A 24,333-nucleotide genomic window follows, 5' to 3' on the forward strand; every position below is an offset into this window, starting at 1 on the left:
CCTGGGACAAGGACAAAAGGAAGGGCCCGCTCTTCACAGAGCGGGCCCTTCCCCGTTGCTGAGGCGCCGGGGGCTAGCCGTGCCAGCTGTGCGGCGCGCGGAAGCCGGGCTCGCGCTCCAGACGGCGCCAGCCTGCTTTCGCACGGCCACGGTGGGTCGGGGTGGTGTCCGGCTGGGCGGCGGCGCGGGCCAGGAGGATGGCCGTGATGGCGGCGACTTCCTCGGGCTCGGCATGGCCCTTCTCGACGCGGATGTCAGGGGTGTCCATAGGTTTCAGTCTCCGTGAGAGAGGTTTCCGCGGCGGTACCGCGGAGGATCCGCAGGGTTACTGCGGGGGGTTGCCGTGCTTGCGGGAGGGCAGGTCCGCGTGCTTGGACTGCAGCATGGCCAGGGAGCGGATCAGCACCTCGCGGGTCTCCGCCGGGTCGATGACGTCGTCGACCAGGCCCCGCTCTGCCGCGTAGTAGGGGTGCATGAGTTCGGCCTTGTACTCCTTGACCATGCGTACGCGCATGGCCTCGGGGTCGGCGGCCTCGGCGATCTGCCGGCGGAAGATGACGTTGGCCGCACCTTCCGCACCCATCACGGCGATCTCGTTGGTGGGCCAGGCGTAGGTGAGGTCGGCCCCGATGGACTGGCTGTCCATGACGATGTAGGCACCTCCGTACGCCTTGCGCAGGATGAGCGAGATCCGCGGCACCGTCGCGTTGCAGTACGCGTACAGCAGCTTCGCGCCGTGCCGGATGATCCCGCCGTGCTCCTGGTCCACCCCGGGCAGGAACCCGGGCACGTCCAGGAGGGTGACGATCGGAATATTAAAAGCGTCACACATCTGGACAAAGCGCGCAGCTTTTTCGGAGGCCTCGATGTCCAGCACGCCCGCGAGGGACTGCGGCTGGTTGGCGACGATGCCCACCACCTGGCCGTCCAGACGGGCCAGCGCGCAGATGATGTTGCGGGCCCAGCGCTCGTGGACCTCCAGGTAGTCGCCGTCGTCGACGAGTTCCTCGATGACCTTCGTCATGTCGTACGGCCGGTTGCCGTCCGCCGGGACCAGGTCCAGGAGGACGTCCGAGCGGCGGTCCGCGGGGTCCTGCGAGGCCACGTGCGGCGGGTTCTCGCGGTTGTTCTGCGGGAGCATCGACAGGAGGTAGCGAACCTCCGCGATGCAGGTCTCCTCGTCGTCGTACGCGAAGTGACAGACACCGGAGGTCTCCGCGTGGACGTCGGCGCCGCCGAGCCCGTTCTGGGTGATCTCCTCGCCCGTGACCGCCTTGACGACGTCGGGGCCGGTGATGAACATCTGCGAGGTCTCACGGACCATGAACACGAAGTCCGTCAGGGCGGGGCTGTAGGCGGCGCCGCCCGCGCACGGGCCGAGCATCACCGAGATCTGCGGGATGACGCCGGAGGCCTTGGTGTTGCGCTGGAAGATGCCGCCGTACCCGGCGAGCGCGGAGACGCCCTCCTGGATGCGGGCGCCCGCACCGTCGTTGAGGGACACCAGCGGCGCGCCGGCTGCGATGGCCATGTCCATGATCTTGTGGATCTTCGTGGCGTGGGCCTCGCCCAGTGCGCCGCCGAAGATGCGGAAGTCGTGCGCGTAGACGAAGACCGTACGGCCCTCCACCGTGCCCCAGCCGGTGATGACACCGTCGGTGTACGGCTTCTTGGCCTCCAGGCCGAACCCGGTCGCCCGGTGCCGGCGCAGCTGCTCGACCTCCTGGAAGGACCCGGGGTCGAGAAGCAGCTCGATGCGCTCCCGGGCGGTCAGCTTGCCCTTGGCGTGCTGCGCCTCGGTCGCCTTCTCGCTGGGTCCTCGCAGCGCCGCCGCACGAATCGCGTGCAGTTCGGCCACGCGCCCGCGTGCGTCCGTGGGTTCGCCTGAGGGTGCGGCCTCATCCAAAACGGTCATGTAGCGACCATACGAAGTCGAACAAGAAAAGCGGGCCGTCGACTCCGTACAGTCTCCGGCCCGTTTTCCTGGTACCCCTGAACAGAACCGCGACGGCATGCAGGCGATCTGACTGCTCAGAGGGCATCTGGCTTGTAGAGGTCACACAAAGCCGCGGGCTGAGAGCCCGCTCACATTCGTGAGGTTCCCATGCCATCCCTAGAGTGACACGGAGCCTTGGACGAGACCCGTTCGGCGTACACCGAGCCATCGGCCCGGCCTCCGTCCAGGTGCATCAGGCAGCGGTCTCGAACGTGGACCGGGCGGTACCAGCGGTACCGGACGGCCCTGGAGGCGAGGATACGCAGGCCGTCATGACCTCTTCGGCTTCCACAGGACGCCGCGCGGCCATCACCCACGCGCGACCACGGCTGTCACCGCGCGAGAACGGGGAGTGGCCATTGGGAAGCATGTCGGCGAACCGCGACGTACCGTCGTAAACACATGGCGGATGATGTTGAAACTTGAACGGAATAGGTCTACTGTCTCCCTTGTTGGCCTCGTTGAATCTTCAACAAACTCTCTGCCGCGGCTCTCGACTCCCGACGAAACCGCGACCCGTCCCCCTAGGAGCACGTCATGGGCATCTTCGGCCGCAAGACCACCGACACCCCCGCCGCCACGACCACGGCCCCCGCCGCTGTGAGCCCCGAACTCGCGGCGCTCACCGGCGACTACGCGATCGACCCGTCCCACTCGGAGATCGGTTTCGTCGCCCGTCACGCGATGGTGACGAACGTCAAGGGCTACTTCAAGGACTTCGACGGCACCCTGCACCTGGACGGCACGGACCCGTCCAAGTCCACCGCCACGATCGACGTCAAGATGGAGAGCATCGAGACGGGCTCCGCGGACCGTGACGGCCACCTGAAGAGCTCCGACTTCTTCAAGATCGACGAGTTCCCGACGATGACCTTCCGCTCCACCAAGGCGGAGGCCCTGGGCGGCGACGACTACCGGATCACCGGCGACCTGTCGATCCTCGGCGTCACCAAGCCGCTCTCCATCGACCTGGAGTTCAACGGCTCCGCGAAGGACCCCTTCGGCAACGAGCGCGTCGGCTTCGAGGGCAAGGCGGAGATCCTGCGCTCCGAGTGGGGCCTCACCTGGAACGCGGCCCTGGAGACCGGTGGCGTCCTCGTCTCCGACAAGATCAAGCTCACCTTCGACATCTCGGCGATCAAGAACGCCTGATCCGTCGGCTCACGCCGGTGCCCTGAGCGCGCCCGCCCCCTGACTCCCCCAGCGGGAGGGCGGGCGCTCGGCATGCCCGCGTACGTCGCTCCGCCGCCGAGTCAATCGGGTGGGTTCGGGTGGGCCAGGCCGAGGTCGTAGGCGAGGATGACCGCCTGGACTCGGTCACGGGCTCCCACCTTCGCCAGGACCCGGCCGACATGGGTCTTCACGGTGGATTCCGCGACGACCAGGCGCTCGGCGATCTCGCTGTTGCTCCAGCCCTGGCCGATGGCGACGAAGATCTCGTACTCCCGTTCGGTGAGCGCGCGCACCCGGGGATCGTCCGCCGTCCTATGACCCGACCCACCTGGCTGACCCGCCTGGCCCGGCGAATCCCGGGGCAGGTGCTTGGCGTAGGCATCGAGGAGGCGGCGGGTCAGTGCGGGGGCGATCACCGCGTCGCCCGCCGCGACCGCGCGGATGCCGGCCAGCAGTTCCTCGGGGTGGGCGTCCTTGAGGAGGAATCCGCTGGCTCCCGCGCGCAGCGCCGCGTGGGCGTATTCGTCCAGGTCGAACGTGGTCAGGATGAGGACGCGGGAGCGGTCACCGGAGGCGACCACCCGCCGGGTGGCCTCGATGCCGTCCATGCCGGGCATCCGTACGTCCATGAGGATCACGTCCGGTCGCAGTTCGGCGGCCCTGCGCACGGCGTCGGCGCCGTGGGCCGCCTCGCCGACGACCTCGGTGTCGGGGGTGCTCTCCAGGAGCATCCGGAAACCGAGGCGTTGCAGTGGCTGGTCGTCCACGATGAGCACGGTGGTCACCCCGCACCGCCCGTGGCGGCCGGCGGGGTGACATCGGTGCCGGTCTCGGCCAGGGGAGTGAGGTCGAGGGTGGCCCGCACCGTCCATCCTCCGCCGGGGGCGGGTCCCGCGGTGACGGTCCCGCTGTAGAGGGCTGCGCGTTCTCTCATGCCGGCGAGTCCGTGTCCTTCCTCCTGAGGCGGCCCCGGACGGACGGTACCGTCGCCCCGGCCGGTGTCGTGGACGTCGATGTGCAGCCGCGTGTCCTTGACACCGACCGCGAGTTCGACGCGGGTGTCGTGGCCCGCGTGCTTGAGGGCGTTGGTGAGTGCTTCCTGCACTATGCGGTACACCGTCAGCTGGACCCCGCGGTCCAGGGTGTCCAGCTCGCCGCCCGTGCGGTAGACGACCTGGGGACCGGCGGCGCGGATCCGGGCGCACAGGGCGTCGATGTCCGCGATGCCCGGCTGGGGGCTGAGCTGGGGCGCGGCGGGGGTCTGGGTCTGCTCGCGCAGCACGCCGAGCATGCGACGCAGTTCCCCCAGCGCCTGACGCCCGGTGTCACCGATGAGCAGCAGGGCCTGCTTGCCGCGTTCCGGTGCGATGTCGGTCGCGTACGCGCCACCGTCGGCGAGCGTGATGATGACGGAGAGGTTATGGCCGACGATGTCGTGCATCTCGCGGGCCACCCGGGTTCGTTCGGCGGCGGCGGCGAGCTTGCTGCGCTGGTCGCGTTCGATCTCCAGACGGGTCGCGCGGTCGCGCAGGACGGCGAGCTGGGCGCGCCGGATGCGTACGGCCAGACCGAGCGCGACCGCCGCGGTGATCGTGCTGAACAGGAAGAACAGCGCGTCCAGGACGGACACCGCGGACGGCAGCCGCAGGGCGACAAGGCCGAGGGCGGCCGCGGTGACCGCGCAGGCCACGGGCAGCCGCCGGAGCTGTCCGTGCAGCACCAGGCTGTAGAGGGCGATCAGCAGGGCGACGTCGGCGCGCAGCCAGACTCCCAGCGCCACCTGGAGGAAGAGCACCGCGGCGATCACGGCGAAGGCGAGTGACGGCCTTCGGCGCCGCCACAGCAGCGGCAGGACCAGTCCGGCCTGCAGCGCGACGGTCACCGGCCAGGGCAGGTGGGTGACCTGGGTGTCGAAAGCACGTCGTCGGCCGTCGCCGTCGTGCACCAGATCCGGCACGCAGAACATCAGCGCCACGACCACGATCACGCTCGTGTCCAGGACCCACGGATGGTTCCGGTCGCCCTGCTTGAGCCGTCGGCCGAGCTGGGACAGCCCACGGGCCAGGGGGTGGTTCCACGGGAGCTCCGCCTCCGCGAGGGGCAGGTCGGAGGGTGCCCCTGGGTGGGTGGTGTCGTCGATGCTCATGGGAGTCACTGGTCCGCGTTCATGGGTGTCACCTGTCCATTGTGTGTCCGGCCGCCTTCCCGTCCGCGTGTCTCGCCGGGTGTCTCTCCGGGTGTCTCTCCGGGTGTCTCTCCAGCAGGCGTCAGGCGTCGGTGCGCAGGAGGCGGTAGGCGGCGCCCGCCAGGGCGAGCACGGTCCAGCCGAGGAAGACCAGGAGCCCGGCCGTGGGCGCGAGGGTCGTCGAGTCGTGGGTGAGCGCGAACATCGACTGACCCGCGTTGCTGGGCAGATACGGGCTGATGTTGTCCTGCCACGAGGTGGGCAGCAGCGAGATCAGGCCGGGGATCAGCATCAGCGAGGCGACCAGGACCGATATGCCGCCGGCGACCGAGCGCAGCAGGGCGCCCAGGGCGGTGCCGATCACGCCGACCAGGCCGAGGTAGAGGCCCGCGCCCAGCAGGCTGCGCACGACACCGGAGTGGGAGATCGTGAGGGCCGCGGGGGTGCCGGAGACTATCCCGCTGGTGATCATGAACGCGACGAAGACGCCGATGGTGGAGACGACGAGGGCGACCAGGCCGAACACCGACGCCTTGGACCACAGCACCGGCAGGCGGCGCGGGACGGCGGCCAGGGTGGAGCGGATCATGCCGGTGGAGTACTCGCCGGCGGTGACCAGCACGCCCAGGACGCCGAGCGCCAGCTGGGCGAAGTTCGTGCCGAACACGGAGAGGCTGAGCGCGGTGGCCGTGGCGTCGTCCGGGCGCAGCCGCTCACCGGAGTTGATCTGGGACTTGTAGTGCGCGGCGGCGATCACGCCGAACGCGACCAGGAACAGCAGGCCCAGACCGAGGGTGATCCAGGTGGAGCGCAGGGACCACAGCTTGGCCCATTCCGAGCGCAGTACGCGTCGGCCGGTGACCTTGTACTCCGGACGTGCCGTCCGCGCCGGTGCGGGCGCGGAGGTGTCGGTGACGGTGATGGTGCTCATGCCGCCCTCCCGGGGGCCTCGACGGTGGCGGTGGCGTGGTACTCGACGGCGTCACGGGTCAGGTCCATGAACGCCTGTTCCAGCGAGACGGTCCGGGAGCTGAGCTCGAAGAGGGGGATGCCGTGTTCGGCGGCCTTGAGACCGATGGCCCGCGCGGACAGGCCCGTCACGTGCAGCTCCTCGGAGCCGACCTCGCCGGTGATCTCGACGCCGGGGCCGGCCAGGACCTCGCGCAGGCGGGCCGACTGGTCGGAGGCCACGGTCACGGTGTCACCGCCCGCCTGCTGGACCAGCTCCTGCACGGTGGTGTCGGCGAGCAGGCGACCACGGCCGACGACGATCAGGTGGTCGGCGACCAGTGCCATCTCGCTCATCAGGTGCGAGGAGACGAAGACCGTACGGCCGTCCGCCGCGAGTCCGGTCAGCAGGTTGCGGATCCACAGCACGCCCTCGGGGTCCAGTCCGTTGACCGGCTCGTCGAGCATGATGGTGGCCGGGTCGCCGAGGAGCGCCGCGGCGATGCCCAGCCGCTGGCCCATGCCGAGGGAGAAGGCGCCCGCGCGCTTCTTGGCCACGGACTGCAGACCGGTCAGCTCGATGACCTCCTCCACCCGGCGGCGCGGAATGCCGTGGGTGTAGGCCTGCGCCATCAGGTGGTCGAACGCGGAGCGGCCCGGGTGGATCGACTTGGCCTCCAGCAGCGCGCCGACCTCCTGGAGCGGCGCGGTGTGCTCGGCGTAGTGCTTGCCGTTGACCGTCACGCTGCCGCCGGACGGCGCGTCGAGTCCGACGATCATGCGCATGGTGGTGGACTTGCCCGCGCCGTTCGGGCCCAGGAAGCCGGTGACCGTGCCGGGCTTCACGACGAAGTCGAGTCGGTCGACCGCCGTCTTCTCCCCGTACCGCTTCGTCAGCTGATGTGCCTCGATCATTGCTCTTCCCTCACGCTCGGGGGGCCTGACCCCGCCAGACTGCTCACTCGCCACGCTAGGGGCCCGCGGACCGGGATCCGTGGTACCCGGGAGCTCAATGAGGTGCGGCCCGTAGTACCGAGGTACCACGGGGCCACGCGTGGGGGATGACGTCACCTCCCGCATACGCCCTGGTGGTTACGGAGGTCGCGGGCCATCCCCTACAGTCGCCCGCGTGACTGATCTCGCCTACCTTGCCGCCGTCCGGGAGTCGTACGACAGGGTGGCCGCCGACTACGCCGAACAGGTCAAGACCCCGGCGCAGCTGGATCCGCTGTCGCGCGCGATGCTCGTCGCGTTCGCCGAGATGGTACGGACGACCGGCGCCGGCGCCCTCGCGGACCTGGGATGCGGGCCCGGCCGGGTGACGGCCTACCTCGCCGAACTGGGGGTGTCCACATTCGGCATCGACCTCTCCCCAGCGATGGTCGAGCTGGCCCGTCGGGCCAACCCCGGTCTGCGTTTCACCGTCGGGTCGATGACCGAGCTGCCTCTCAAGGACGACGAGCTCGGCGGCATCCTCGCCTACTACTCCGTCCACCACACGCCACCGGAGTTGTTGCCGGTCGTGTTCGCCGAGTTCCGTCGCACGCTCGCGCCCGGCGGCCGTCTGATGATCGCCGGCTATGTGGGAGCCGGAGAACATCTGCGTCCCACGCAGGCGTACGGCGGCCATCCGGTGTCCTTCGAGTCCTACCTGCTGCCACCGGACCGGGTGGCCGAGCTGTTGGAGCAGGCCGGGCTCGTCGTCACCGCGCGGCTGGTGCAGGAGCCCGGCGAAGGAGCCAAGAGGACGGTCGCCACGTTCCTCGCCCGAAAGCCGGAACGGTCATGAGGTCGGATTCCGACAACGCCACGGCACAACACGCCCAGCCCTTCAGCCAGTGGCCCTTCAGCAGCCGTTGGTCCTTCAGCAGCCATTGGCCCTTCGGCCGTCAGCCCTTCAGCCGTTCCCGCAGTTCCTCGACATCGGTGAGGAACCAGGTCTGCCGCCCCCGGTTGCACTCACGGACGAAGTCCCGCAGCGCCGAACTGGCCTCCGTGTGACGGGAGATGTCTCCAAGGACGACGAGTGCCACTCGGTAGTTGACGAACTTCTGGACGATGTCACCGGCCACGCGGGTACGCAGCTGAAAGAACGCCTCGTCGAGTCGCTCGGCGGGAATGACCACCCACTGGGCGCCCTGATAGGCGGCGTTGCCGATGAGATCCAGGGCGTCGCCCTCGCCCCCGATGATCTCGCCCTCGGCGGCACACATCATCACGGGCACGTCATGGATCGTCTGCAGGGTGCTCATGAAGATCGAGGCTAGGCGTGAAGGCGCCCTCCGGACCACGCATTTCCCGGCTACGCGTCCCGGCGTGCGAATATCGCGCCGCCCACCAGCAGCACCCCCAGCGCGTACGCCGCCAGAACCCCCAGCCCCGGCCAGGGGGCGATCGGCAGGCGGGTGAGGTCCTTCGTCGCGCGGATGGCGAGGCCCGCCGGCATGGGGGCCCAGCGCTCGAGGCGGTCCTTCCAGGCGGGTGAGCCCAGGAGGTCGGACATGAGCGGGACCACGTAGAGGATTCCCAGGCCCGTGGTGATCGCCGCCGCGCTGTCGCGGAGCAGCACCGCCAGCCCCAGGCCCAGGAAGGCTATGAGGATCAGGCAGAGGGTGGAGCCGAAGGCGGCGCGGAGGGTGGGGGTGTCGGTGAAAGAGAGGAGGGGGTAGCCCGCCTCGGGGGTGAAGCCGTTGGCCGGGAGGATCCAGCGGGCCGTGGCGAGGGAGGCGAGGATCGCCGTGCCGGCCGCGATGCCTGTCGCCGCGGCCAGCACCACCGCCTTCGACACCAGAACCGTCGCCCGGCGTGGGATCGCCGTCAGCGTCGTCCGTACCGTGCCCGTGCCGTACTCCGCCCCCATCGACAGGGCGCCCAGGACGAGGACGATCGCCTGGCCGAGCCACATACCCGTCAGGGCGAGCTTCACCGTGTCCTCGTGACAGGCCGCGGCACTCGCGCACTCGCGGGTGCTGACCGAGGACACCGCGGCCGTGCCCACGGCGAAGGTCAGGGCCACCGTGGCGGCCAGCAGCAGCCAACTGCTGGGCAGCGTGCGGAGTTTGGTCCACTCGGCGTGGAGTGCGCGGAGTGCGGGCTGTGCGCGGAGTGCGGGGTGGGCACGGAGCGAGGGCCCTGCGGGGTGGGCGCGGAGTACCGGCCGCGCGCGCCTCATACATCCCTCCTGCGCAGGCGCCAGGCCGCGAGGGCGAGCGCCACGGCCACGTACGCACACAGGACGGCGAAGCCGTTCCACGGGGCCATGGGGTAACAGCCGCTCTCCGGGAGGCAGTTGTGCTGCACCTGGGGGTAGTGCGTCACGCCCTGCTGGACCGCGAAAGCCGCCGCCGGGGTCGCACGCAGCAGCCAGTTCGCGATCGGGAGCGGGAGGGCGAAGGCAAGGATCTGCGGGAGGATCACAAGGACCACGACGGCCGTGATCGCGCCCGCGCTGTTGCGGAGTATCGCTCCCAGGGCGAGGGCGAGCACTGCCACCAGGGACAGCAGTGCCGCGCTGCCCACCACCGCCCGCAGGGCGGGTGAGTCGAGGAGTGACAGGTCGGGGTAGGCAGGTGGCGCGAAGCCATGCGCACGCATCGTGCGTTGGGCCAGGGGGAAGGTGATCGCCGTGGCGGGCAGGCTGACGGCGAAGGTGACGCCCGCGATCACCAGGGCCTTCGCGGCGAGGACCCGCACCCGGCGCGGGGTCGCCGTGAACGTCGTACGGATCATGCCGCGCTTGTACTCGGTCGTGATGAACAGGGCCCCCAGGGCGACCGTGAAGAGGATGGCCACGAAGACGCCCTGGAAGCTCATCTGGACGCTGTCGGCGCCGGTCTCGTCGGGGGCGATGTCGCCATGGCCGGTGAGGGTGTAGACACCGGTCGCGGAGACGGTGGTGGTGCCCGGCTCGGCGCGGGCAGGGCCGGATTGCGGGGTGTCCGGGTCATTCGGATCGGGGGCGCCCACGTCCGTGCTCGTCCAGGCGGCCGAGCCGGTCGCGGTGGCGCCGCTCAGGGCCAGGTGGTCGAAGGTCGCCCCGGCGGTCGTGCCGCCGGCCGTCTCCGACGTGCCGCCGAACGAGCGGCGCAGGTTGCTGTGCAGCGGTGAGGCGACGAACAGGCCCGCCTGTGCCGTTTTCGGCAGCTCCGGCAGGGTGACCGAGCCGACCTTCGTCCAGTGGACGCCGCCGGAGGACTCGTATCCGGTCAGGCGGGTGCCCGAGCGGGTCATGCGCAGCCAGTGCGGGGCCGTACCGGAGGCGGCACTGCCCGCCTGGTCGTGCGTGAAGTTCCACTGGAGGCGGACGCCGTGGTCGGGGGTGAGCATCAGGGCCGCGTACGGGCTGCCGGCCTTCGTGCTCGCCTTGACCAGCACGCCGGCCTTCGCCCACGGCTCCGGGTCCCGGCCGCCGCCCTTCAGGTCGGACACGCGGACCGTCACGCTGCCGTCCGCCGGGAGGGACTGGTGGACGGAGTGGAAGCTGTCGTTGACGCGGGTGCCGTCGGGCCCGACGGTGACCGGGTGCTCGTTGGAATCGTCGACGGAGCCGCTGGCGGCGAGCTGGGAGATGGCGACCGTGACCGCCGCCGCCACGACGAGCGCCAGCACCCACACGCGCACCGTCCAGAACTTGCTCCATTCCGCGCGCAACAGGCGCCCGAACCCCTCGCGGGCGGGCTTGAGCGGGGAACGGTAGGGAGTGACGGTCGAGGTCATCGGGTCACCTCGCCGTCCGTCAGGTCCGGAGTCGACGTGAACTCCGCCGCGTCCCGGGTGAGCTCCATGTACGCCTCCTCCAAAGACGCCCGGTGCGCGCCGACCTCGGCGAAGGGGACGCCGGCCGCGGCGAGCAGTGCGACGATGCGGGCAGACCGGTGACCGTGAGGTCCCGACGTGGTCCTCATGGACGTACGGATGCCGGTCATGGACGGGATCCAGGCCACCGCCGAGCTCATGGAGCCGGAGGCCGGGGACGCGCCGCGCGTACTCATCCTCACCACCTTCGATCTGGACGAGCATGTGTATGACGCGCTCGCGGCCGGGGCGAGCGGGTTCCTGCTGAAGGACGTGACGGCGGAGCGGCTGTTCGAGGCGGTACGGGTCGTGGCCGCCGGGGAGGCGCTGCTCGCGCCCGTCATCACCCGTCGGCTGATCGCCGAGTTCGCCCGGCTCAAACCCAGGGCGCCGACGGGGACGGCACTCGGCGTGCTCACCCCGCGCGAGACGGAGGTGTTGCGGCTGCTGGCGGAAGGGCTGTCCAACCCGGAGATCGCCGCGCGGCTCCAGGTGGGCGAGGAGACCGTGAAGACCCATGTCAGCCGGGTGCTGTCCAAGCTGGGGCTGCGCGACCGTACGCAGGCGGTCGTGACGGCGTACGAGACGGGGCTGGTCGTGCCGCGTGCGGCGGCCCCGGAGGCGTTCGGGCGGCAGGATCCGCGGGGGGGGGAGGGCGTGCGCGGGATGAGACCGAGTGGGGAGGGACTGCGTGGACAGGGGTGGCGGGGTTAGTCAGGCGGGGCTGGGGGCCGGTGTGCGGCGGCGTGGGACCGGCAGAACGCAGCAGGCCGACGCGACCGCCAGGACCGCGCCGACCGCGATCGCCGCGAGGCGGGTGGGCAGCAGGTCCTGCGCGTCCTGGCCGAAGTAGCCGAGGAGGAGGGAGAGGGCGGTGGTCATGCCGGCGGCCCAGTAGGCGTAGTTCAGCGGACGCAGCCACAGGGCGACGGCCAGTACGGCGAAGATCAGGACGACGGAGGTCCGGCCGGTGATGCCGGCGGCGCCCACCGCGGTGGCGAGCAGTGTGCCGGCGCAGGCGCCGACCAGGCGCTCGACTCCCTTGCGTATGACGTCGTCGCGGCCGCGGTTGCCACTCGCGACCACGTACACGGTCAGGACCATCCACGGCCAGTGGTGGTCGAAGAGGAGCCGTCCGAGGGTGAAGGCCGCGGCGACGGCGGCGGCCATCTGCCATGCCATGCGGGTGCTGGGGACGGGGCGCAGTCGGGAGGCTCGTCGGGGGCGGTGCGGCTCCGGGTCGGGCTGCCAGCGGCCGAGGCGGTCGGCGGACATCTGGACCAGCCAGACGCAGCCGCATGCCAGCAGCCCGATCACCGCCGACCAGCCCCAGCTCAACAGCGCGCTCTGGGCCCTGGGTGGCAGCGCGGGGCCGGGGACGACGAGCAGGGCGACCAGCGGCAACGTCATCAGCGTGCCCGCCTTCGTCGCGGCCGGGCCGAAGCGGCGGATCCAGATGGGCAAGGAGATGGCGAGGGTGAACACCGCGGCGCCGAGTGCGTAGTGGTCGGCGATCAGGTGGCCGAGCAGGGTTGCCGCGCCGGCCAGGGCCGGCAGCAGGACGCAGGCCGTGAGGCGGCCGCGGGTGTCGGCGGTCCGTTGGGTGCGGGCCAGGGTGAGGGTCAGCGCGACCGCGAGGACGAGGACGTCCGTGTGCAGTGCGGCGGCGTCCTCCAGCCACAGGGCGAGGGAGTAGGAGAGCAGCACGGCCGTCATGGTCAGCGCTGCTTCGTAAGCATTGCGTATGTGTTTGACGGGCATGGTGCTGATAGTAGAGGGATCGAGGCTGGTGGATAGTAAGTTTTGGCTTACGATAAGAGGGTGGATCACCTTTCCTATGCCGCCCAGATCCGACGTGGTGTCGTCCGGCTCAATCGGCGGCTGCGGCAGGAGCGGGGCGAGGGCAGCCTCAGTCCGAATCAGCTGGGGGTGCTGGGGCACCTGCGTCGGCACGGGGCGGCGACGCCCGGCGAGGTAGCGGCGGCCGAGCGGCAGCGGCCGCAGTCGTTGACCCGGGTCTTCGCCGAGCTGGAGGCGGACGGGCTGATCGCGCGGACGGCCGACAGCGCGGACCGGCGCCAGTCCGTGCTGACGCTCACCGTGGAGGGGCTGCGGGCGCTGGAGCGGGACATGGCTGAGCGGGATGCCTGGCTGGCGGCGGCGCTCGGCACGTTGAACGAGACCGAGCGCGAGGTGTTGCGGCTGGCGGGGGCGCTGATGGACCGCCTCGCGGAGACGGAGCCTCAGGAGCCTTCGTCCGGGACGGTTGCGCTTCAGGAGCCTTCGTCCGGGGCGGCCGAGTTTCGGAAGCCTTCGCTCTAGCGGCCTTCGTCTCGGGAGGCTCCGCTTCAGAAGCCGCCGCCGAAGTCTCCTCCTCCGCCGCCGCCGAAGTCGCCGCCACCGCCGTCCCCGAAGCCGCCGCCGAAGTCGCCGGGATCGAAGTCGGAGCCGGAGACGTCACCGCCGCCGTAGCCGCCGAAGTCTCCGTAACCGGAGCCGTAGTCGGACGCGTAGGAGGGCGTGGCCATCACGCTGCCGAGCAGGGTGCCGACAAGGAGGCCGGGGAGGAGGCCGCCGCCGAAGTAGCCGCCCGCCCAGGGGCCGTAGGCCGGGCCGGCGTCCCAGTACGGGCGGCGGCCGTAGTCGGTGTCGACCTCGCGGACCGCCGGGGCGCGGCCGTCCGCCAGACGGGCCTGGTCCGCCGCGCAGACCGGGACCTCGCGGGGAGCGCCGCCTGCCGGGGTCCAGGTCGCGTCGGCGACCGACGGGCCGTGTCGCGGGTCGAAGAAGCAGGGGGCGCGGCGTTCGGGCAGGGGCTTGCCCTCGCGGCGGGCGGACAAGAGCGCGAGGGAGAAGCGGCCGTCCTCCAGGGACTGGGTGACGGCGCGTACGTCCTCCGGGCGGCGGGCCGCGGCCATGGACGACTTCGCCTGTTCGTAGGCGTCGAGCGCGCGTTCGTAGTCGGCGCGCATCGCGTCGTCGGCGCCGGCCTCGGCTGGGTGGAAGTCGAGCCGGTCGAGTTCCTCGCCGAACGCGGTGATGTCCTCGTCGACGACCACGCGGAGTTTGTCCAGCGCTTCCTGTTGTTCCCGCTCTTTGCGGCGGCGGTTGCGGCGTACGAGGGTGTAGGCGCCCGCGCCTCCCGCCACGGCTACCGCGGCCACCGCGATGAGGGCGCCGGTGGAGACGCCGTTTCCGTCGGTCGAGCCCCAGCTCTTGGGGGCCGAGCCGTTGATGTTGGCCAGGGCGCGGTCGGTGAAGTTGTTCAGCTGGGTCTTCGTGGGTTCGCCCTGGACGCTGGTGACGAGGTTCTGGACGGCGGTGCGGGGCATGACCGCGGTGTCGGCGCGGGCGTCGAAGCGGGTGCCCAGCCTGATGGCGTACAGGCCTGTGATGCCGGTGTCGGTGCGGAGGTTCTGGAAGAGGTTCTGGGTGGGGAAGTCCGCGGGGAGGACGGCCACGAAGACGGGCTTGTTCGCGTTCTTGATCTTCTTGGCCAGGGTGTCGGCGTCTGCCTTGGAGAGTTGTGCGGAGGCTGCCGGGTCCACGTAGACGGGGCTCTTGCGGAGGGCTGCCGCCACTGTTCCCACGCCTGTGGCCGCGTGGGCGGGGGGTGCGGTGAGGGCGAGTGCCGTGAGGGCGGCGAGTGTCAGCGCGATCAGCAGTCCGGGGAGTCCTCGGATCAGTGCGGCCTTCATATCTCCGAAGCTACCTGAACGTGCGCAAAACTGGGCATTGGGGTTGGTGGGGGCGGGGTGGCCCGAGGGGTTCTCGCCCCCCGCCCCCCTACACCCCCGTCGCCCGAAGGGCTCGTCCTCAAACGCCGGACGGGCCGGGGATGCGCGCAGCGCTCCTTCAGGGGCGCGGGGAACTGTGTGATCAGCCCCCACGCCCCCGCAACACATCGGCCTCTGGCCGTCACCTGGCTCGGTATGCCTCCAGGAGTTTCGTCAGTGCCTGGGTGTAGTGGGCGGTCAGGAGTAGGTGGTCGGCCTCCGCGAAGGGTTTGGCGAGTGCGGGGGTGATGGTTGAGCCCGTGCTTTGCTGGACCAGGAGGCGGGCCTTGGTGACCGCGGCGCGGCCCAGTCGCGCCGAGCCGGTTCGGTCCGCTGTCCGGGCGAGGAGGGTGAGGGCCTTGAGCGTGGCCTCGCCGCCCCCGGGGACCTTCGTGAGTGTGGTCAGGCCCCAGCCGTAGGGGAACTGGGGATCGTAGGACGCGTCACCGACGTTGATCGGGAGTTGGCTCTCCGACTTGGGCCAGGTGACGGGGAGCTGGCCGGTGAAGGCGCGCTTGCCGTACAGCACGTCCGCCACGCCGTCGCCCTCCGTGCCGGGCAGCCACGAGGCCACCAGGGCGTCGATCTCGCCCAGGCGGTCGCCGATGAGTTGCGGGCGGCCCGAGACGATCAGGACCGCGCACTTCATGGCGGCGCACACCTTGTCCACGGCGGCCTGGTCGGCGGGGGTCAGGGCGAGGTCGTTGCCGTTGCCCACATCGCCGACGCCCTCCGCGTAGGGGGTCTCGCCCACGACGACCACACCAACGTCGTAGCCGGACGTCGGCGCCGAGGCGTCCTTCGAGTAGGTGACGTCACCGCCGGCATTGCGCATGCCCTGCAGGATCGTCGTACCGTCCGTGTGCTTCCCGGACGCGCCCTGCCAGGTGATCGTCCAGCCGCCGGTCTGGTTGCCGAGGTCGTCGGCGTTCGAACCGGCCACGTACACCTTCTGGGACTTCTTCAGGGGCAGTACCCCGGCTGCGTTCTTCAGGAGGACCTGGGACTTGGCCGCCGCCTCGCGGGCGACCGCCCGGTGACCGGCGGAGCCGATCGCCGCCGCGCCGCTCGTGTCCGCGTACGGCTTCTCGAAGAGGCCGAGTTTGAACTTCTGGGTGAGGATGCGGGACACGGCGTCGTTCACTCGTGCCTCGCTGACGCGGCCCGCCCGTACCTCGTCGACCAGCGTCGTACGGAAGTCCTTGTAGGCGTACGGAACCATGATCATGTCCAGGCCCGCGTTGATCGACGTACGGACGTCGGACGCGTAGTCGCCGGGGATCTGGTCGATGGCCTGCCAGTCGCTGATGACGAATCCGTCGAAGCCCATGCGGTCCTTGAGCACGCCGTTGATCATGTCCGCCCGGGCGTGCATCTTCACCGGGCCCCTGCCGTCACCGAGGATGTCGAGGGAGGAGTAGGACGGCATGACCGAGCCGATGCCACGGTCGACCGCCGTCTGGTACGGCGCCAGGTGGACGGCCTCCAACTGCTGCCGGGTGACCTTCGTGACGCCCTGGTCGATGGTGTACGAGCCCGTCGTGGACGAGCCGTACTCCGTGCCGCCGTCGCCGACGAAGTGCTTGGCCGTGGCCAGTACCTTGTCGTTGTCCTTCAGGTCCTTGCCGTTGGCGGCGCCCTGGAGGCCCTGGATCATCGTCTCCATGGACTCGACGAGCGCGGGGTCCTCGCCGAAGGACTCGTAGGAGCGGCCCCAGCGTTCGTCGCGGGTGACGCAGAGGCAGGGAGCGAAGTCCCAGGGGATGCCGGTGGCGCGCACCTCGGCCGCCGTCACGGCGCCTGTCCGCTCGGCCAGCTGGGGATCACGGGCCGCGCCGATGCCGATGTTGTGCGGCATGATCGTCGCGCCGGTGAGGTTGTTGTGGCCGTGCACCGCGTCCACGCCGTAGATCAGCGGGATCTGGAACCGTGTCGCCTGCGCCCGGAGCTGGAAGGCGTCGATCATCTTCGCCCATGCCTCGGGGGTGTTGGGCGTCGGGGTCGAGCCGCCGCCGGACAGGAGCGAGCCGAGGTCGTAGGTGGCGATGTCGCCCTGCGCGGTGAGCGCGCCGCGTTCGGCCTGGGTCATCTGCCCGGCCTTCTCCTCCAGGGACATGCGGGAGACGAGGTCGGCGACCCGCTTCTTCACGGGCAGTTTCGGGTCAAGGTACGGCAGGCCGTGGGCGTCGATGACGATCTGCGGGGTCTCGGCGGGGGCCTTCGCGCCGGTGACCGTGAGCTTCAGGGGGATCGTCTCGGCGGGTTCGGCGGACTTGTCGCGCAGCGTCGGGACCTGGATGGTGCGGGTGGCGCCGGAGGCCGTGCCCGCCGGGAAGGTGATCTCGCCCTTGACCGGTGTGTAGTCCTTGCCGGGCTCGGCGGTGCCGCCCGCGCTCTCGTAGGCGACGGTCACGGGTTCGTCGATCGGGGCGGCTCCGGTGGTGGCGACGGAGAGCTTCACCGTCGCCGTCGCTCCCTCCTTCACCGGGTGGACGGCGGAGTCGGTGGTGACGGAGGCGCGCAGGGACTGGTCGGCCTTGCCGTACAACTCCACGTCGTCCATGGCGAACCGGCCCTTGACGCCGACCGGGAGCGTGAGGGCGTACCCCCACATCTGGGTGAGGCCGAGTACCTGGTCGATGCCGCCGACGGGCTGGTAGTCCGTGCGGTAGGTGAAGTCGGTGAAGGGGATCTCGATCTGTTTCCAGCCGGTGAAGTCGTCGGTGAAGGATGTCGTCCACAGCTCGGAGGCCTCGCCGTTGGCGCCGCCGTCCTTGATCTCGAAGGCGACCTTCTTGGCGTTGTTCTGGCCGTCCCACCAGAAACGGATGCCCTTGTGGGCCGACCAGTCGTGGGCCGGCTGATCGAAGGCGAAGTCGTGGGTGAAGCCGCCGTAGCCGCTGATGTCGTAGGTGCCGGTGAGGACCTGGGTGCCCTCGGGGGCGTCGGTGCGGGTGGTCAGCGCGAGCGCGGGCGGGTCGTCGGCGTCGCCGCCCCAGGTGAACAGGCCCCCGGCGGGGGGATTGGCGAAGGGGACCTCGCCCTCGAAGCGGTCGACGGGGACGGGGGCCGGTTCGTCGGCCGTGGCCGCTCCGGCCGAAAGAAGCGGCAGCAGCCCCGTGAGCAAAGCGGCGGAGGCGAGCAGGGCGGTTCTTCGCATGGACCTTCCCTCGACTCTACGTAGTCCCTGGTGTTCCCTGACCGGGCGCCTGACGGCATCTCCGGTTGGTCTCTTACGACTTAGATCACGGCGTGAGTTAACTGGCGTCCCGGGAGGCCGTCAAGACTTCACGTCAGAACCGGTACACGGGCAATGTGCGGCCGGATCAGGGCAGTTGTTCTTTCACGCCCTGAACGCGAGACCCCTTGACGTGGACCCGAAGCCGTCATTTACTCACGGCTCGCACGCCCCCTCCCCCACACCCAGAAGGGCGACGCGTCATGAGGAGATCCACTCGGGCGGTCCGGTTTCTTCTCGCCGGACTGCTCACCACCGCCGGGCTGACCGCCGTCACGGCGGCGCCCGCGCACGCCGCGGGCGAACCCGTCACGGCCTGGCTGACCACGACGGACGACGACGGCGGACGCCATGTCGTCCGCGGGCTGCAGGCCCAGACGCCGTTCGCCTTCCAGGCCGGTACCGGTGGCAGCGGCGAGAACATCACCGTCGACGAGAACACCCGCTACCAGACCTTCACGGGCGGCGGCGCGTCCTTCACCGACACCGCGGCCTGGCTGATGAACAGCAGCGGGGCTCTGTCGGGGGCCACCCGGGACGCGACGATGCGGAAGCTGTTCTCGCCGACGGAGGGCATCGGGCTCTCGTTCCTGCGGAATCCGATGGGCGCGTCCGATCTCGCCCGGTACGGGTACACGTACGACGACGTGCCGGCCGGGCAGAGCGACCCGTCCCTCTCGTCGTTCTCGATCGCGCACGATCTGGCCGATGTGGTGCCGCTGACCAAGCAGGCGCTCCAGCTGAACCCCTCGCTCACCGTGATGGCCTCGCCGTGGACGGCGCCCGCCTGGATGAAGGACAGCGGCCAGCTCAACGGGGGCTGGCTGAAGGCGGAGGACTACGGGGCGTACGCCTCGTACTTCGTGAAGTACCTCCAGGCGTACCGGGACCAGGGGGTGCCGGTCTCCTACGTCACCGCGCAGAACGAGCCGACCTGCTGCTCGGGGTACCCGTCGATGAGCTGGAACGCGTCGGGGCTCGCGTACTTCACGAAGAGTGAGCTGCTGCCGAAGCTGCAGGCCGCGGGGCTGTCCACGAAGGTGCTGGCGCACGACTGGAACTGGGACGTGTACGACTCGTACGCCGCCCAGACCGTCGACGACGCGGCCGTGCGCGCGCATCCGAACTTCGGGGGGATCGCCTGGCACGGGTACGGCGGGGACGTGGGCAAGCAGACGAGCGTGCACAACCAGTACCCGGGGGTGGACGCCTTCGGGACCGAGCACTCCGGTGGCACCTGGATCGCCAACCAGCAGCGCGAGGACATGCTCAACATCGTCGACTACACGCGGAACTGGGCGAAGTCGGTGACGAAGTGGTCGCTGGCCGTCGATCAGAACCGGGGGCCGCACAACGGGGGGTGCGGGACATGCTCCGGGCTGATCACCGTTCACAACGGGGACGGGGCGAGTGGGCAGGTCGACTACACGATCGAGTACTACACGATGGGGCAGTTGACGAAGTTCGTGCGGCCGGGGGCGCAGCGGGTGGCCTCTACGGCGAGTACGTCCGTGCCGAACGTGGCGTGGCGCAATCCTGACGGTTCCAAGGCGCTGATCGCCTACAACGACTCCTCGTCCGCGAAGACCGTGACCATCGACTGGGGCTCGCAGCACGCGACGTACTCGCTGCCGGGGAAGACTTCCGCGACGTTCACCTGGGCTGGGCAGCAGGTCGGTGGGGGTGGACAGGCGGGGGCGTTCGTGGGGCTCGCGGGCAAGTGTCTTGATGTGGCCGGGGGGTCGTCGGCGAACGGTACGGCGGTTCAGCTGTACGACTGCAATGGCTCGGACGCCCAGCGGTGGACGGTGGCGGGGGACGGGTCGGTCCAGGCCCTGGGCAAGTGCCTCGACGTCACGTCGGCGTCCACGGCTGATGGGGCGAAGGTTCAGCTCTACGACTGCAATGGGACCGGGGCGCAGCGGTGGTCGTACAACGGGTCGACGGGTGACGTGGTCAACGCGGCGGCGGGGAAGTGTCTGGACGTGACGGACAACTCCGCGGTGAATGGGGCTCGGGCGCAGATCTGGTCCTGCACGGGGGCGGCCAATCAGAAGTGGGCGCTGCGCTGAGGGGGTTCGCCCCGTTTCCTCGCCCCCGCCGCCCCTACCCGTCCCATCCCAGGGGCTCCGCCCCTTCCACCCCGCCGGGGGCTCCGCCCCCAGACCCCCGATCGGCCTGAACGGCCTCGTCCTCAGACGCCAGACGGGCTGAGTGATACGGGCTGGGGTGGGTGGGTGGACCGGAGAGTGGGTGGGGCATCGGCCCCGGCCTCGTCCTCAGACGCCGGACGGGCTGAAAGATGCGCGCAGCGCCCCGTCAGGGGCGCGGGGAACTGCGCGCCAAGCCCCCACCGGCCGACGGCCGAACGAATCCGGGCGGGCGGGGGACGCGGGGCGAAGCCCCCGCCTCAGGAGCGCGGGGAACTGCGCGACCAGCCCCCGCCCACCCGCAGACGACCGAATCGGGTGGGCGGGGAGCTGAGCGGGCGCGGTCGGCTACTCCGCCGGCTCTACGCCCGCGCGCAGCAAGCCGTACGTGTACGCGTCCTCCAGCGCCTGCCAGGACGCCGCGATCACGTTCTCCGCGACGCCCACCGTGGACCACTCCCCCGCTCCGTCGGAGGTGGAGATGAGGACGCGGGTGGTGGACTGGGTGCCGTGCTTGCCTTCCAGGATGCGGACCTTGTAGTCCACGAGCTCCAGCTTGGCGAGCTGGGGGTAGATCTTTTCGAGGGCGACCCGCAGGGCACGGTCGAGCGCGTTCACCGGACCGTTGCCCTCCGCCGTGGCGACGATGCGCTCGCCCTTGGCGAAGAGTTTGACGGTGGCTTCGTTGGCGTGGGTGCCGTCGGGGCGGTCCTCGACGATCGCGCGCCAGGACTCGACCTGGAAGTACGTGCGGGCCCGCCCCTCCGCCTCCTCGCGGAGCAGGAGTTCGAAGGACGCGTCCGCCGCCTCGTACGTGTAGCCCTGGAGCTCGCGCTCCTTGACGCGTTCCACGACGCGGCCCACCAGCTCGCGGTCGCCACCGAGGTCGATGCCGAGTTCCTTGCCCTTGAGCTCGATCGACGCGCGGCCCGCCATGTCGGAGACCAGCATCCGCATGGTGTTGCCGACCTGCTCGGGGTCGATGTGCTGGTAGAGGTCCGGGTCGACCTTGATCGCGGAAGCGTGCAGGCCCGCCTTGTGGGCGAAGGCCGAGACTCCGACGTACGGCTGGTGCGTGGAGGGGGTGAGGTTGACGACCTCGGCGATCGCGTGCGAGATCCGGGTCATCTCGCGCAGGGCGCCGTCCGGGAGGACCTTCTTGCCGTATTTCAGTTCCAGGGCGGCCACGACCGGGAACAGGTTCGAGTTGCCGACCCGTTCGCCGTAGCCGTTCGCGGTGCACTGGACGTGGGTCGCGCCCGCGTCGACGGCGGCCAGGGTGTTGGCGACCGCGCAGCCCGTGTCGTCCTGGGCGTGCATGCCGAGCCGGGCGCCGGTGTCGGCGAGGACCGTGGCGACGACCGCCTGGACCTGGGCGGGGAGCATGCCGCCGTTGGTGTCGCAGAGGATGACGACGTCGGCGCCCGCCTCCCAGGCCGCGCGGACGACCGCCTTCGCGTACTCGGGGTTCGCGCGGTAGCCGTCGAAGAAGTGCTCGCAGTCGACGAAGACCCGGCGGCCCTGCTCGCGCAGGTACGAGACCGTGTCCCGGACCATCTCCAGGTTTTCGTCGAGGGTGGTGCGCAGTGCGAGTTCGACGTGGCGGTCGTGGGACTTGGCGACCAGGGTGATCACCTGGGCACCGGCGTCGAGAAGGGCCTTGACCTGCGGGTCCTCGCTCGCCTTGCCGCCCGCGCGGCGGGTGGCGCCGAACGCGACCAGCTGGGCGTGCTTGAAGTCGATCTCCTGCTGGGCCCGGGCGAAGAACTCGGTGTCGCGCGGGTTGGCGCCGGGCCAGCCGCCCTCGATGAAGCCCACGCCGAAGTCGTCCAGGTGCCGTGCGATGGCCAGCTTGTCCGCCACGGTGAGGTTGATGCCCTCACGCTGCGCGCCGTCGCGCAGCGTCGTGTCGAAGACGTGGAACGAATCGTCGAGCTCGCTGGTTTCGGTCATGGTGTTCGGCTCCTGATGTCGGATCTCGGTCTGTACCGGAATGACCGGCTCCACCGTCCTCCAATGATCCCTCGCGCTCCCTTCCCGGCTTGAGGTGGGCCAGGAAAACGAAAAACCTCTCGCGGGTGCGAGAGGTCTGCGCGCGGGTCGAGGACGACGATGTCCGCCCGTACGTGGTGGTACGTGGCGGTCACTGCGGACCGGCGCGCCTGCTGCCAATAATCATGGCGAACGAGAGCACGGGGGCAGTCTGGCACATACCGCCCCGATGCTCACGGGTTGTCTCAGGATGCGAACCGCGCCGAGGCCTCGGTGAGGTAGGTGGCGCTGGCCGCGTACTCGCCGCCCGCCGAGAGTCCTTGCAGCAGGCGGGCGACAAGCAGGACGACCGCACCGCCGTAGCCCGCCCCCGCGTCGGACGGTACGGCCGCGCCGGTGAGCGCGAGCAGGCCGAGTGACTCAGCTCAGGGATTCGTCCAGAAACTCCCTTACGTGGAGCAGGATCCGCTCTCTGTCCGTGCCGCGCAGTCCGATCGCCACATGGATGGAGAAGCCGTCGAGGAGGGCCCGCAGCCGGGCGGCGCAGCGGTCCGGGTCGACCGGCCGGAACTCGCCGCGCGAGACACCCTCGGCGAGCAGCGCGACCAGGTCGCGGTGCCAGGCGCCCTCGATGGCGACCTGCCGCTCGCGGGCGGCGTCGTCGGCGTTCTGCGAGCGGTTCCAGACCTCCAGCCAGAGCGTCCAGTGCGGGTCGCGGTGGCCGTCGGGGACATACAGGTCGACGTACGCGTCGAGCCGCTCCCGGGCGGTGCCCCGGGCGGCGAGCAACCGACCGCGCTCGGCGCCGAGCCGCCCCTCGCTCCACTCCAGGGTCCGCAGCAGCAGCTCGTCCTTGGAGTGGAAGTAGTAGAGGAGATGACCGCTGCTCATGCCGACCTCGCGGCCGAGCGCCGCCATGGTGAGCTTCTCCAGACCGCGCTCGGCGATCATGTCCATGGCGGCTGCCAGCACGTCCTCGCGCGGAGGCGCGTTCTTCCTCCGCGGCGCGCTGTCCCCTGCCACGTGCGACTCCTGGTTCAGATCCTCGGCTGCTGCTGGGTGATGCAGTGGATGCCACCGCCTCCGGCAAAGATCGTACGTGCGTCCACCAGTGTCACCGTCCGCTCGGGGAAGAGCCGTCGGAAGATGCCGGCCGCGAGCTCGTCGCGCGGGTCGTCGAAGCCGCAGAGGACCACGCCGCCGTTGCAGAGGTAGTGGTTGATGTAGGAGTAGTCGGCCCAGTGACCGTCGGCCTCCAGGATCGTCGGGGCCTGGACCTCGACGACCTCCAGACGGCGCCCGCGCGCGTCGGTCGCGGCCTTGAGCAGGCCGATGACCTCCTTGGTCACCTCGTGATCGGGGTGCGCCGGGTCCGGCTGGGAGTGCGCGACCACGACTCCGGGGCGGGCGAAGGCGGCCACGATGTCGACATGGCCGAGCGTGCCGAAGCCGTACGGGGGGTAGTCGCCGGTCAGCCCGCGCGGCAGCCAGATCGCCTTGCGGGTGCCGAGGTGGGCGTGGATCTCCGCCTCCACCTGCTCGCGCGTCCAGTCGGGGTTGCGCTCGGGGCCGAGCTGCACGGTCTCGGTCAGGAGCACGGTGCCCTCGCCGTCGACGTGGATCGCACCGCCCTCGTTGACCAGCTTCGAGGCGTACGTCTTCGCCCCCGCGAGGTCCGAGACATACGCGCCGATCTTGGCGTCGTGCTCCCAGCGGGCCCAGTCCTGGGCGCCCCAGCCGTTGAACGTCCAGTCCACGGCGGCCAGTTCGCCCTTCCCGTTGGTGAGGAAGGTGGGGCCGATGTCACGCATCCAGGCGTCGTCGAGTTCGCGTTCGACGGTGTCGACGTCCGGACCGAGCAGCGCCCGGGCCGCCTGCGACTGGCCCGGCCCGCACACGACCGTCACCGGTTCGAACCGGCGGATCGCGCGCGCCACCGCCGCCCAGGCCGCGCGCGCCTCGGCGAGGTCGTCGGGGTTGTCGAAGGTGGGGTTGGGGCCCGGCCACGCCATCCAGGTGCGCTCGTGCGGGGTCCACTCGGCGGGCATCCGGAAACCGTCGGCGGCAGGGGTCATGACGTG

At 70.4% G+C, this 24,333-nt stretch carries 20 protein-coding genes and 1 pseudogene; 5 read left to right on the forward strand and 16 right to left on the reverse strand.

Translation table 11 applies throughout. The features are described 5' to 3' along the window. Positions 1-73: 73 nt before the first annotated feature. On the reverse strand, positions 74-268 hold the full coding sequence (locus ACFVWD_RS06705) for an acyl-CoA carboxylase subunit epsilon (protein WP_067370986.1): 195 nt from the start codon (positions 266-268) through the stop codon (positions 74-76). A 57-nt stretch (positions 269-325) separates the two neighbouring features. After that, on the reverse strand, positions 326-1,915 hold the full coding sequence (locus tag ACFVWD_RS06710) for an acyl-CoA carboxylase subunit beta (protein WP_168495877.1): 1,590 nt from the start codon (positions 1,913-1,915) through the stop codon (positions 326-328). Positions 1,916-2,533: 618 nt separating this feature from the next. Here ACFVWD_RS06710 and ACFVWD_RS06715 point away from each other — a divergent pair. Next, complete coding sequence (locus ACFVWD_RS06715; RefSeq protein WP_389594276.1) at positions 2,534-3,148, forward strand: YceI family protein; 615 nt, start codon at positions 2,534-2,536, stop codon at positions 3,146-3,148. Positions 3,149-3,249: 101 nt separating this feature from the next. Here the strand turns inward: ACFVWD_RS06715 and ACFVWD_RS06720 are convergent, their stop codons facing one another. The 4 genes from ACFVWD_RS06720 to ACFVWD_RS06735 form a co-directional block, all read right to left on the reverse strand. Next, positions 3,250-3,954 (reverse strand): response regulator transcription factor, encoded by a 705-nt coding sequence (locus tag ACFVWD_RS06720; RefSeq protein WP_168511510.1) that lies wholly within the window; start codon positions 3,952-3,954, stop codon positions 3,250-3,252. Then, the gene (locus ACFVWD_RS06725) at positions 3,951-5,315 is read right to left on the reverse strand and encodes a histidine kinase (RefSeq protein ID WP_389594277.1); all 1,365 of its coding nucleotides are present in this window, start codon (positions 5,313-5,315) and stop codon (positions 3,951-3,953) included. Before ACFVWD_RS06725 ends, ACFVWD_RS06720 begins: the two co-directional genes overlap by 4 nt. A gap of 121 nt (positions 5,316-5,436) precedes the next feature. Beyond that, positions 5,437-6,285 carry an ABC transporter permease gene (locus tag ACFVWD_RS06730; RefSeq protein ID WP_389594278.1) on the reverse strand — a complete coding sequence of 283 codons (849 nt, stop codon included), beginning with the start codon at positions 6,283-6,285 and terminating at the stop codon, positions 5,437-5,439. Further along, entirely contained in the window at positions 6,282-7,217 is a 936-nt protein-coding gene (locus tag ACFVWD_RS06735; RefSeq protein WP_168495867.1) for an ABC transporter ATP-binding protein, read from the reverse strand. Before ACFVWD_RS06735 ends, ACFVWD_RS06730 begins: the two co-directional genes overlap by 4 nt. A 214-nt stretch (positions 7,218-7,431) precedes the next feature. Here ACFVWD_RS06735 and ACFVWD_RS06740 point away from each other — a divergent pair, with 214 nt between their 5' ends. Then, a complete protein-coding gene (locus ACFVWD_RS06740) occupies positions 7,432-8,091 on the forward strand; it encodes a class I SAM-dependent methyltransferase (protein ID WP_389594279.1) in 660 nt (219 codons plus the stop codon). Between the two features lie 100 nt (positions 8,092-8,191). Here ACFVWD_RS06740 and ACFVWD_RS06745 read toward each other — a convergent pair whose 3' ends face one another. From ACFVWD_RS06745 to ACFVWD_RS06760, 4 genes are read right to left on the reverse strand one after another with little or no spacing between them, the layout of a single operon-like run. Continuing rightward, entirely contained in the window at positions 8,192-8,554 is a 363-nt protein-coding gene (locus ACFVWD_RS06745) for a DUF4180 domain-containing protein (protein WP_389594280.1), read from the reverse strand. A gap of 50 nt (positions 8,555-8,604) precedes the next feature. After that, positions 8,605-9,474 (reverse strand): ABC transporter permease, encoded by an 870-nt coding sequence (locus ACFVWD_RS06750; protein WP_389594281.1) that lies wholly within the window; start codon positions 9,472-9,474, stop codon positions 8,605-8,607. Beyond that, on the reverse strand, positions 9,471-11,018 hold the full coding sequence (locus ACFVWD_RS06755; RefSeq protein ID WP_389594282.1) for an ABC transporter permease subunit: 1,548 nt from the start codon (positions 11,016-11,018) through the stop codon (positions 9,471-9,473). The genes ACFVWD_RS06750 and ACFVWD_RS06755 overlap by 4 nt, the downstream gene beginning before the upstream one ends. Next, entirely contained in the window at positions 11,015-11,206 is a 192-nt protein-coding gene (locus tag ACFVWD_RS06760) for a hypothetical protein (protein ID WP_389594283.1), read from the reverse strand. The genes ACFVWD_RS06755 and ACFVWD_RS06760 overlap by 4 nt, the downstream gene beginning before the upstream one ends. Between ACFVWD_RS06760 and ACFVWD_RS06765 the strand changes: the two are divergent. Further along, positions 11,190-11,702 (forward strand): annotated as a pseudogene (locus tag ACFVWD_RS06765) (LuxR C-terminal-related transcriptional regulator); the annotation flags it as partial. The gene ACFVWD_RS06760 and the pseudogene ACFVWD_RS06765 sit on opposite strands and share 17 nt — an antisense overlap. A 108-nt stretch (positions 11,703-11,810) precedes the next feature. Here the strand turns inward: ACFVWD_RS06765 and ACFVWD_RS06770 are convergent. Further along, complete coding sequence (locus tag ACFVWD_RS06770; RefSeq protein ID WP_389594284.1) at positions 11,811-12,857, reverse strand: FUSC family protein; 1,047 nt, start codon at positions 12,855-12,857, stop codon at positions 11,811-11,813. A gap of 60 nt (positions 12,858-12,917) precedes the next feature. On the opposite strand from ACFVWD_RS06770, the gene ACFVWD_RS06775 reads away from it, so the two are divergent. Continuing rightward, positions 12,918-13,418, forward strand: coding sequence for a MarR family winged helix-turn-helix transcriptional regulator (locus ACFVWD_RS06775; RefSeq protein ID WP_389594285.1), 501 nt, complete (start codon positions 12,918-12,920; stop codon positions 13,416-13,418). 26 nt (positions 13,419-13,444) lie between these two features. On the opposite strand, the gene ACFVWD_RS06780 is transcribed toward ACFVWD_RS06775, so the two are convergent. Together ACFVWD_RS06780 and ACFVWD_RS06785 are read right to left on the reverse strand one after the other, a co-directional pair. Next, positions 13,445-14,794, reverse strand: coding sequence for a hypothetical protein (locus tag ACFVWD_RS06780; protein WP_389594286.1), 1,350 nt, complete (start codon positions 14,792-14,794; stop codon positions 13,445-13,447). A 220-nt stretch (positions 14,795-15,014) separates the two neighbouring features. Then, positions 15,015-18,032, reverse strand: coding sequence for a glycoside hydrolase family 3 N-terminal domain-containing protein (locus tag ACFVWD_RS06785; protein ID WP_389594287.1), 3,018 nt, complete (start codon positions 18,030-18,032; stop codon positions 15,015-15,017). A gap of 281 nt (positions 18,033-18,313) precedes the next feature. Between ACFVWD_RS06785 and ACFVWD_RS06790 the strand changes: the two genes are divergently transcribed. Beyond that, positions 18,314-20,182: a lectin gene (locus ACFVWD_RS06790; protein WP_389594288.1), complete on the forward strand. Its 1,869-nt coding sequence runs from the start codon at positions 18,314-18,316 to the stop codon at positions 20,180-20,182. 426 nt (positions 20,183-20,608) lie between these two features. Here the strand turns inward: ACFVWD_RS06790 and cimA are convergent, their stop codons facing one another. From cimA to ACFVWD_RS06805, 3 genes are all read right to left on the reverse strand, one after another. Beyond that, positions 20,609-22,213, reverse strand: a complete 1,605-nt coding sequence (gene cimA, locus ACFVWD_RS06795; protein ID WP_168511480.1) for a citramalate synthase — start codon at positions 22,211-22,213, stop codon at positions 20,609-20,611. Positions 22,214-22,672: 459 nt separating this feature from the next. Continuing rightward, positions 22,673-23,209 carry a TetR/AcrR family transcriptional regulator gene (locus ACFVWD_RS06800; protein ID WP_389594371.1) on the reverse strand — a complete coding sequence of 179 codons (537 nt, stop codon included), beginning with the start codon at positions 23,207-23,209 and terminating at the stop codon, positions 22,673-22,675. Between the two features lie 80 nt (positions 23,210-23,289). Further along, complete coding sequence (locus ACFVWD_RS06805; RefSeq protein WP_248296998.1) at positions 23,290-24,327, reverse strand: agmatine/peptidylarginine deiminase; 1,038 nt, start codon at positions 24,325-24,327, stop codon at positions 23,290-23,292. Positions 24,328-24,333: the final 6 nt, after the last annotated feature.

Source organism: Streptomyces sp. NPDC058086 (genome assembly GCF_042885015.1).
In the GTDB taxonomy this organism is placed as follows: domain Bacteria; phylum Actinomycetota; class Actinomycetes; order Streptomycetales; family Streptomycetaceae; genus Streptomyces.

Excerpts from the sequence above, each read along its gene's own strand:
- ACFVWD_RS06785 (WP_389594287.1), bottom strand. The coding sequence starts at position 18,032 with ATGCGAAGAACCGCCCTGCTCGCCTCCGCCGCTTTGCTCACGGGGCTG.
- ACFVWD_RS06780 (WP_389594286.1), bottom strand. The coding sequence starts at position 14,794 with ATGAAGGCCGCACTGATCCGAGGACTCCCCGGACTGCTGATCGCGCTG.
- ACFVWD_RS06715 (WP_389594276.1), top strand. The coding sequence starts at position 2,534 with ATGGGCATCTTCGGCCGCAAGACCACCGACACCCCCGCCGCCACGACC.
- ACFVWD_RS06735 (WP_168495867.1), bottom strand. The coding sequence starts at position 7,217 with ATGATCGAGGCACATCAGCTGACGAAGCGGTACGGGGAGAAGACGGCG.
- ACFVWD_RS06770 (WP_389594284.1), bottom strand. The coding sequence starts at position 12,857 with ATGCCCGTCAAACACATACGCAATGCTTACGAAGCAGCGCTGACCATG.
- ACFVWD_RS06730 (WP_389594278.1), bottom strand. The coding sequence starts at position 6,285 with ATGAGCACCATCACCGTCACCGACACCTCCGCGCCCGCACCGGCGCGG.
- ACFVWD_RS06710 (WP_168495877.1), bottom strand. The coding sequence starts at position 1,915 with ATGACCGTTTTGGATGAGGCCGCACCCTCAGGCGAACCCACGGACGCA.
- ACFVWD_RS06725 (WP_389594277.1), bottom strand. The coding sequence starts at position 5,315 with ATGAGCATCGACGACACCACCCACCCAGGGGCACCCTCCGACCTGCCC.
- ACFVWD_RS06805 (WP_248296998.1), bottom strand. The coding sequence starts at position 24,327 with ATGACCCCTGCCGCCGACGGTTTCCGGATGCCCGCCGAGTGGACCCCG.
- ACFVWD_RS06745 (WP_389594280.1), bottom strand. The coding sequence starts at position 8,554 with ATGAGCACCCTGCAGACGATCCATGACGTGCCCGTGATGATGTGTGCC.
- cimA (WP_168511480.1), bottom strand. The coding sequence starts at position 22,213 with ATGACCGAAACCAGCGAGCTCGACGATTCGTTCCACGTCTTCGACACG.
- ACFVWD_RS06790 (WP_389594288.1), top strand. The coding sequence starts at position 18,314 with ATGAGGAGATCCACTCGGGCGGTCCGGTTTCTTCTCGCCGGACTGCTC.
- ACFVWD_RS06755 (WP_389594282.1), bottom strand. The coding sequence starts at position 11,018 with ATGACCTCGACCGTCACTCCCTACCGTTCCCCGCTCAAGCCCGCCCGC.
- ACFVWD_RS06760 (WP_389594283.1), bottom strand. The coding sequence starts at position 11,206 with ATGAGGACCACGTCGGGACCTCACGGTCACCGGTCTGCCCGCATCGTC.
- ACFVWD_RS06800 (WP_389594371.1), bottom strand. The coding sequence starts at position 23,209 with ATGGACATGATCGCCGAGCGCGGTCTGGAGAAGCTCACCATGGCGGCG.
- ACFVWD_RS06750 (WP_389594281.1), bottom strand. The coding sequence starts at position 9,474 with ATGAGGCGCGCGCGGCCGGTACTCCGCGCCCACCCCGCAGGGCCCTCG.
- ACFVWD_RS06705 (WP_067370986.1), bottom strand. The coding sequence starts at position 268 with ATGGACACCCCTGACATCCGCGTCGAGAAGGGCCATGCCGAGCCCGAG.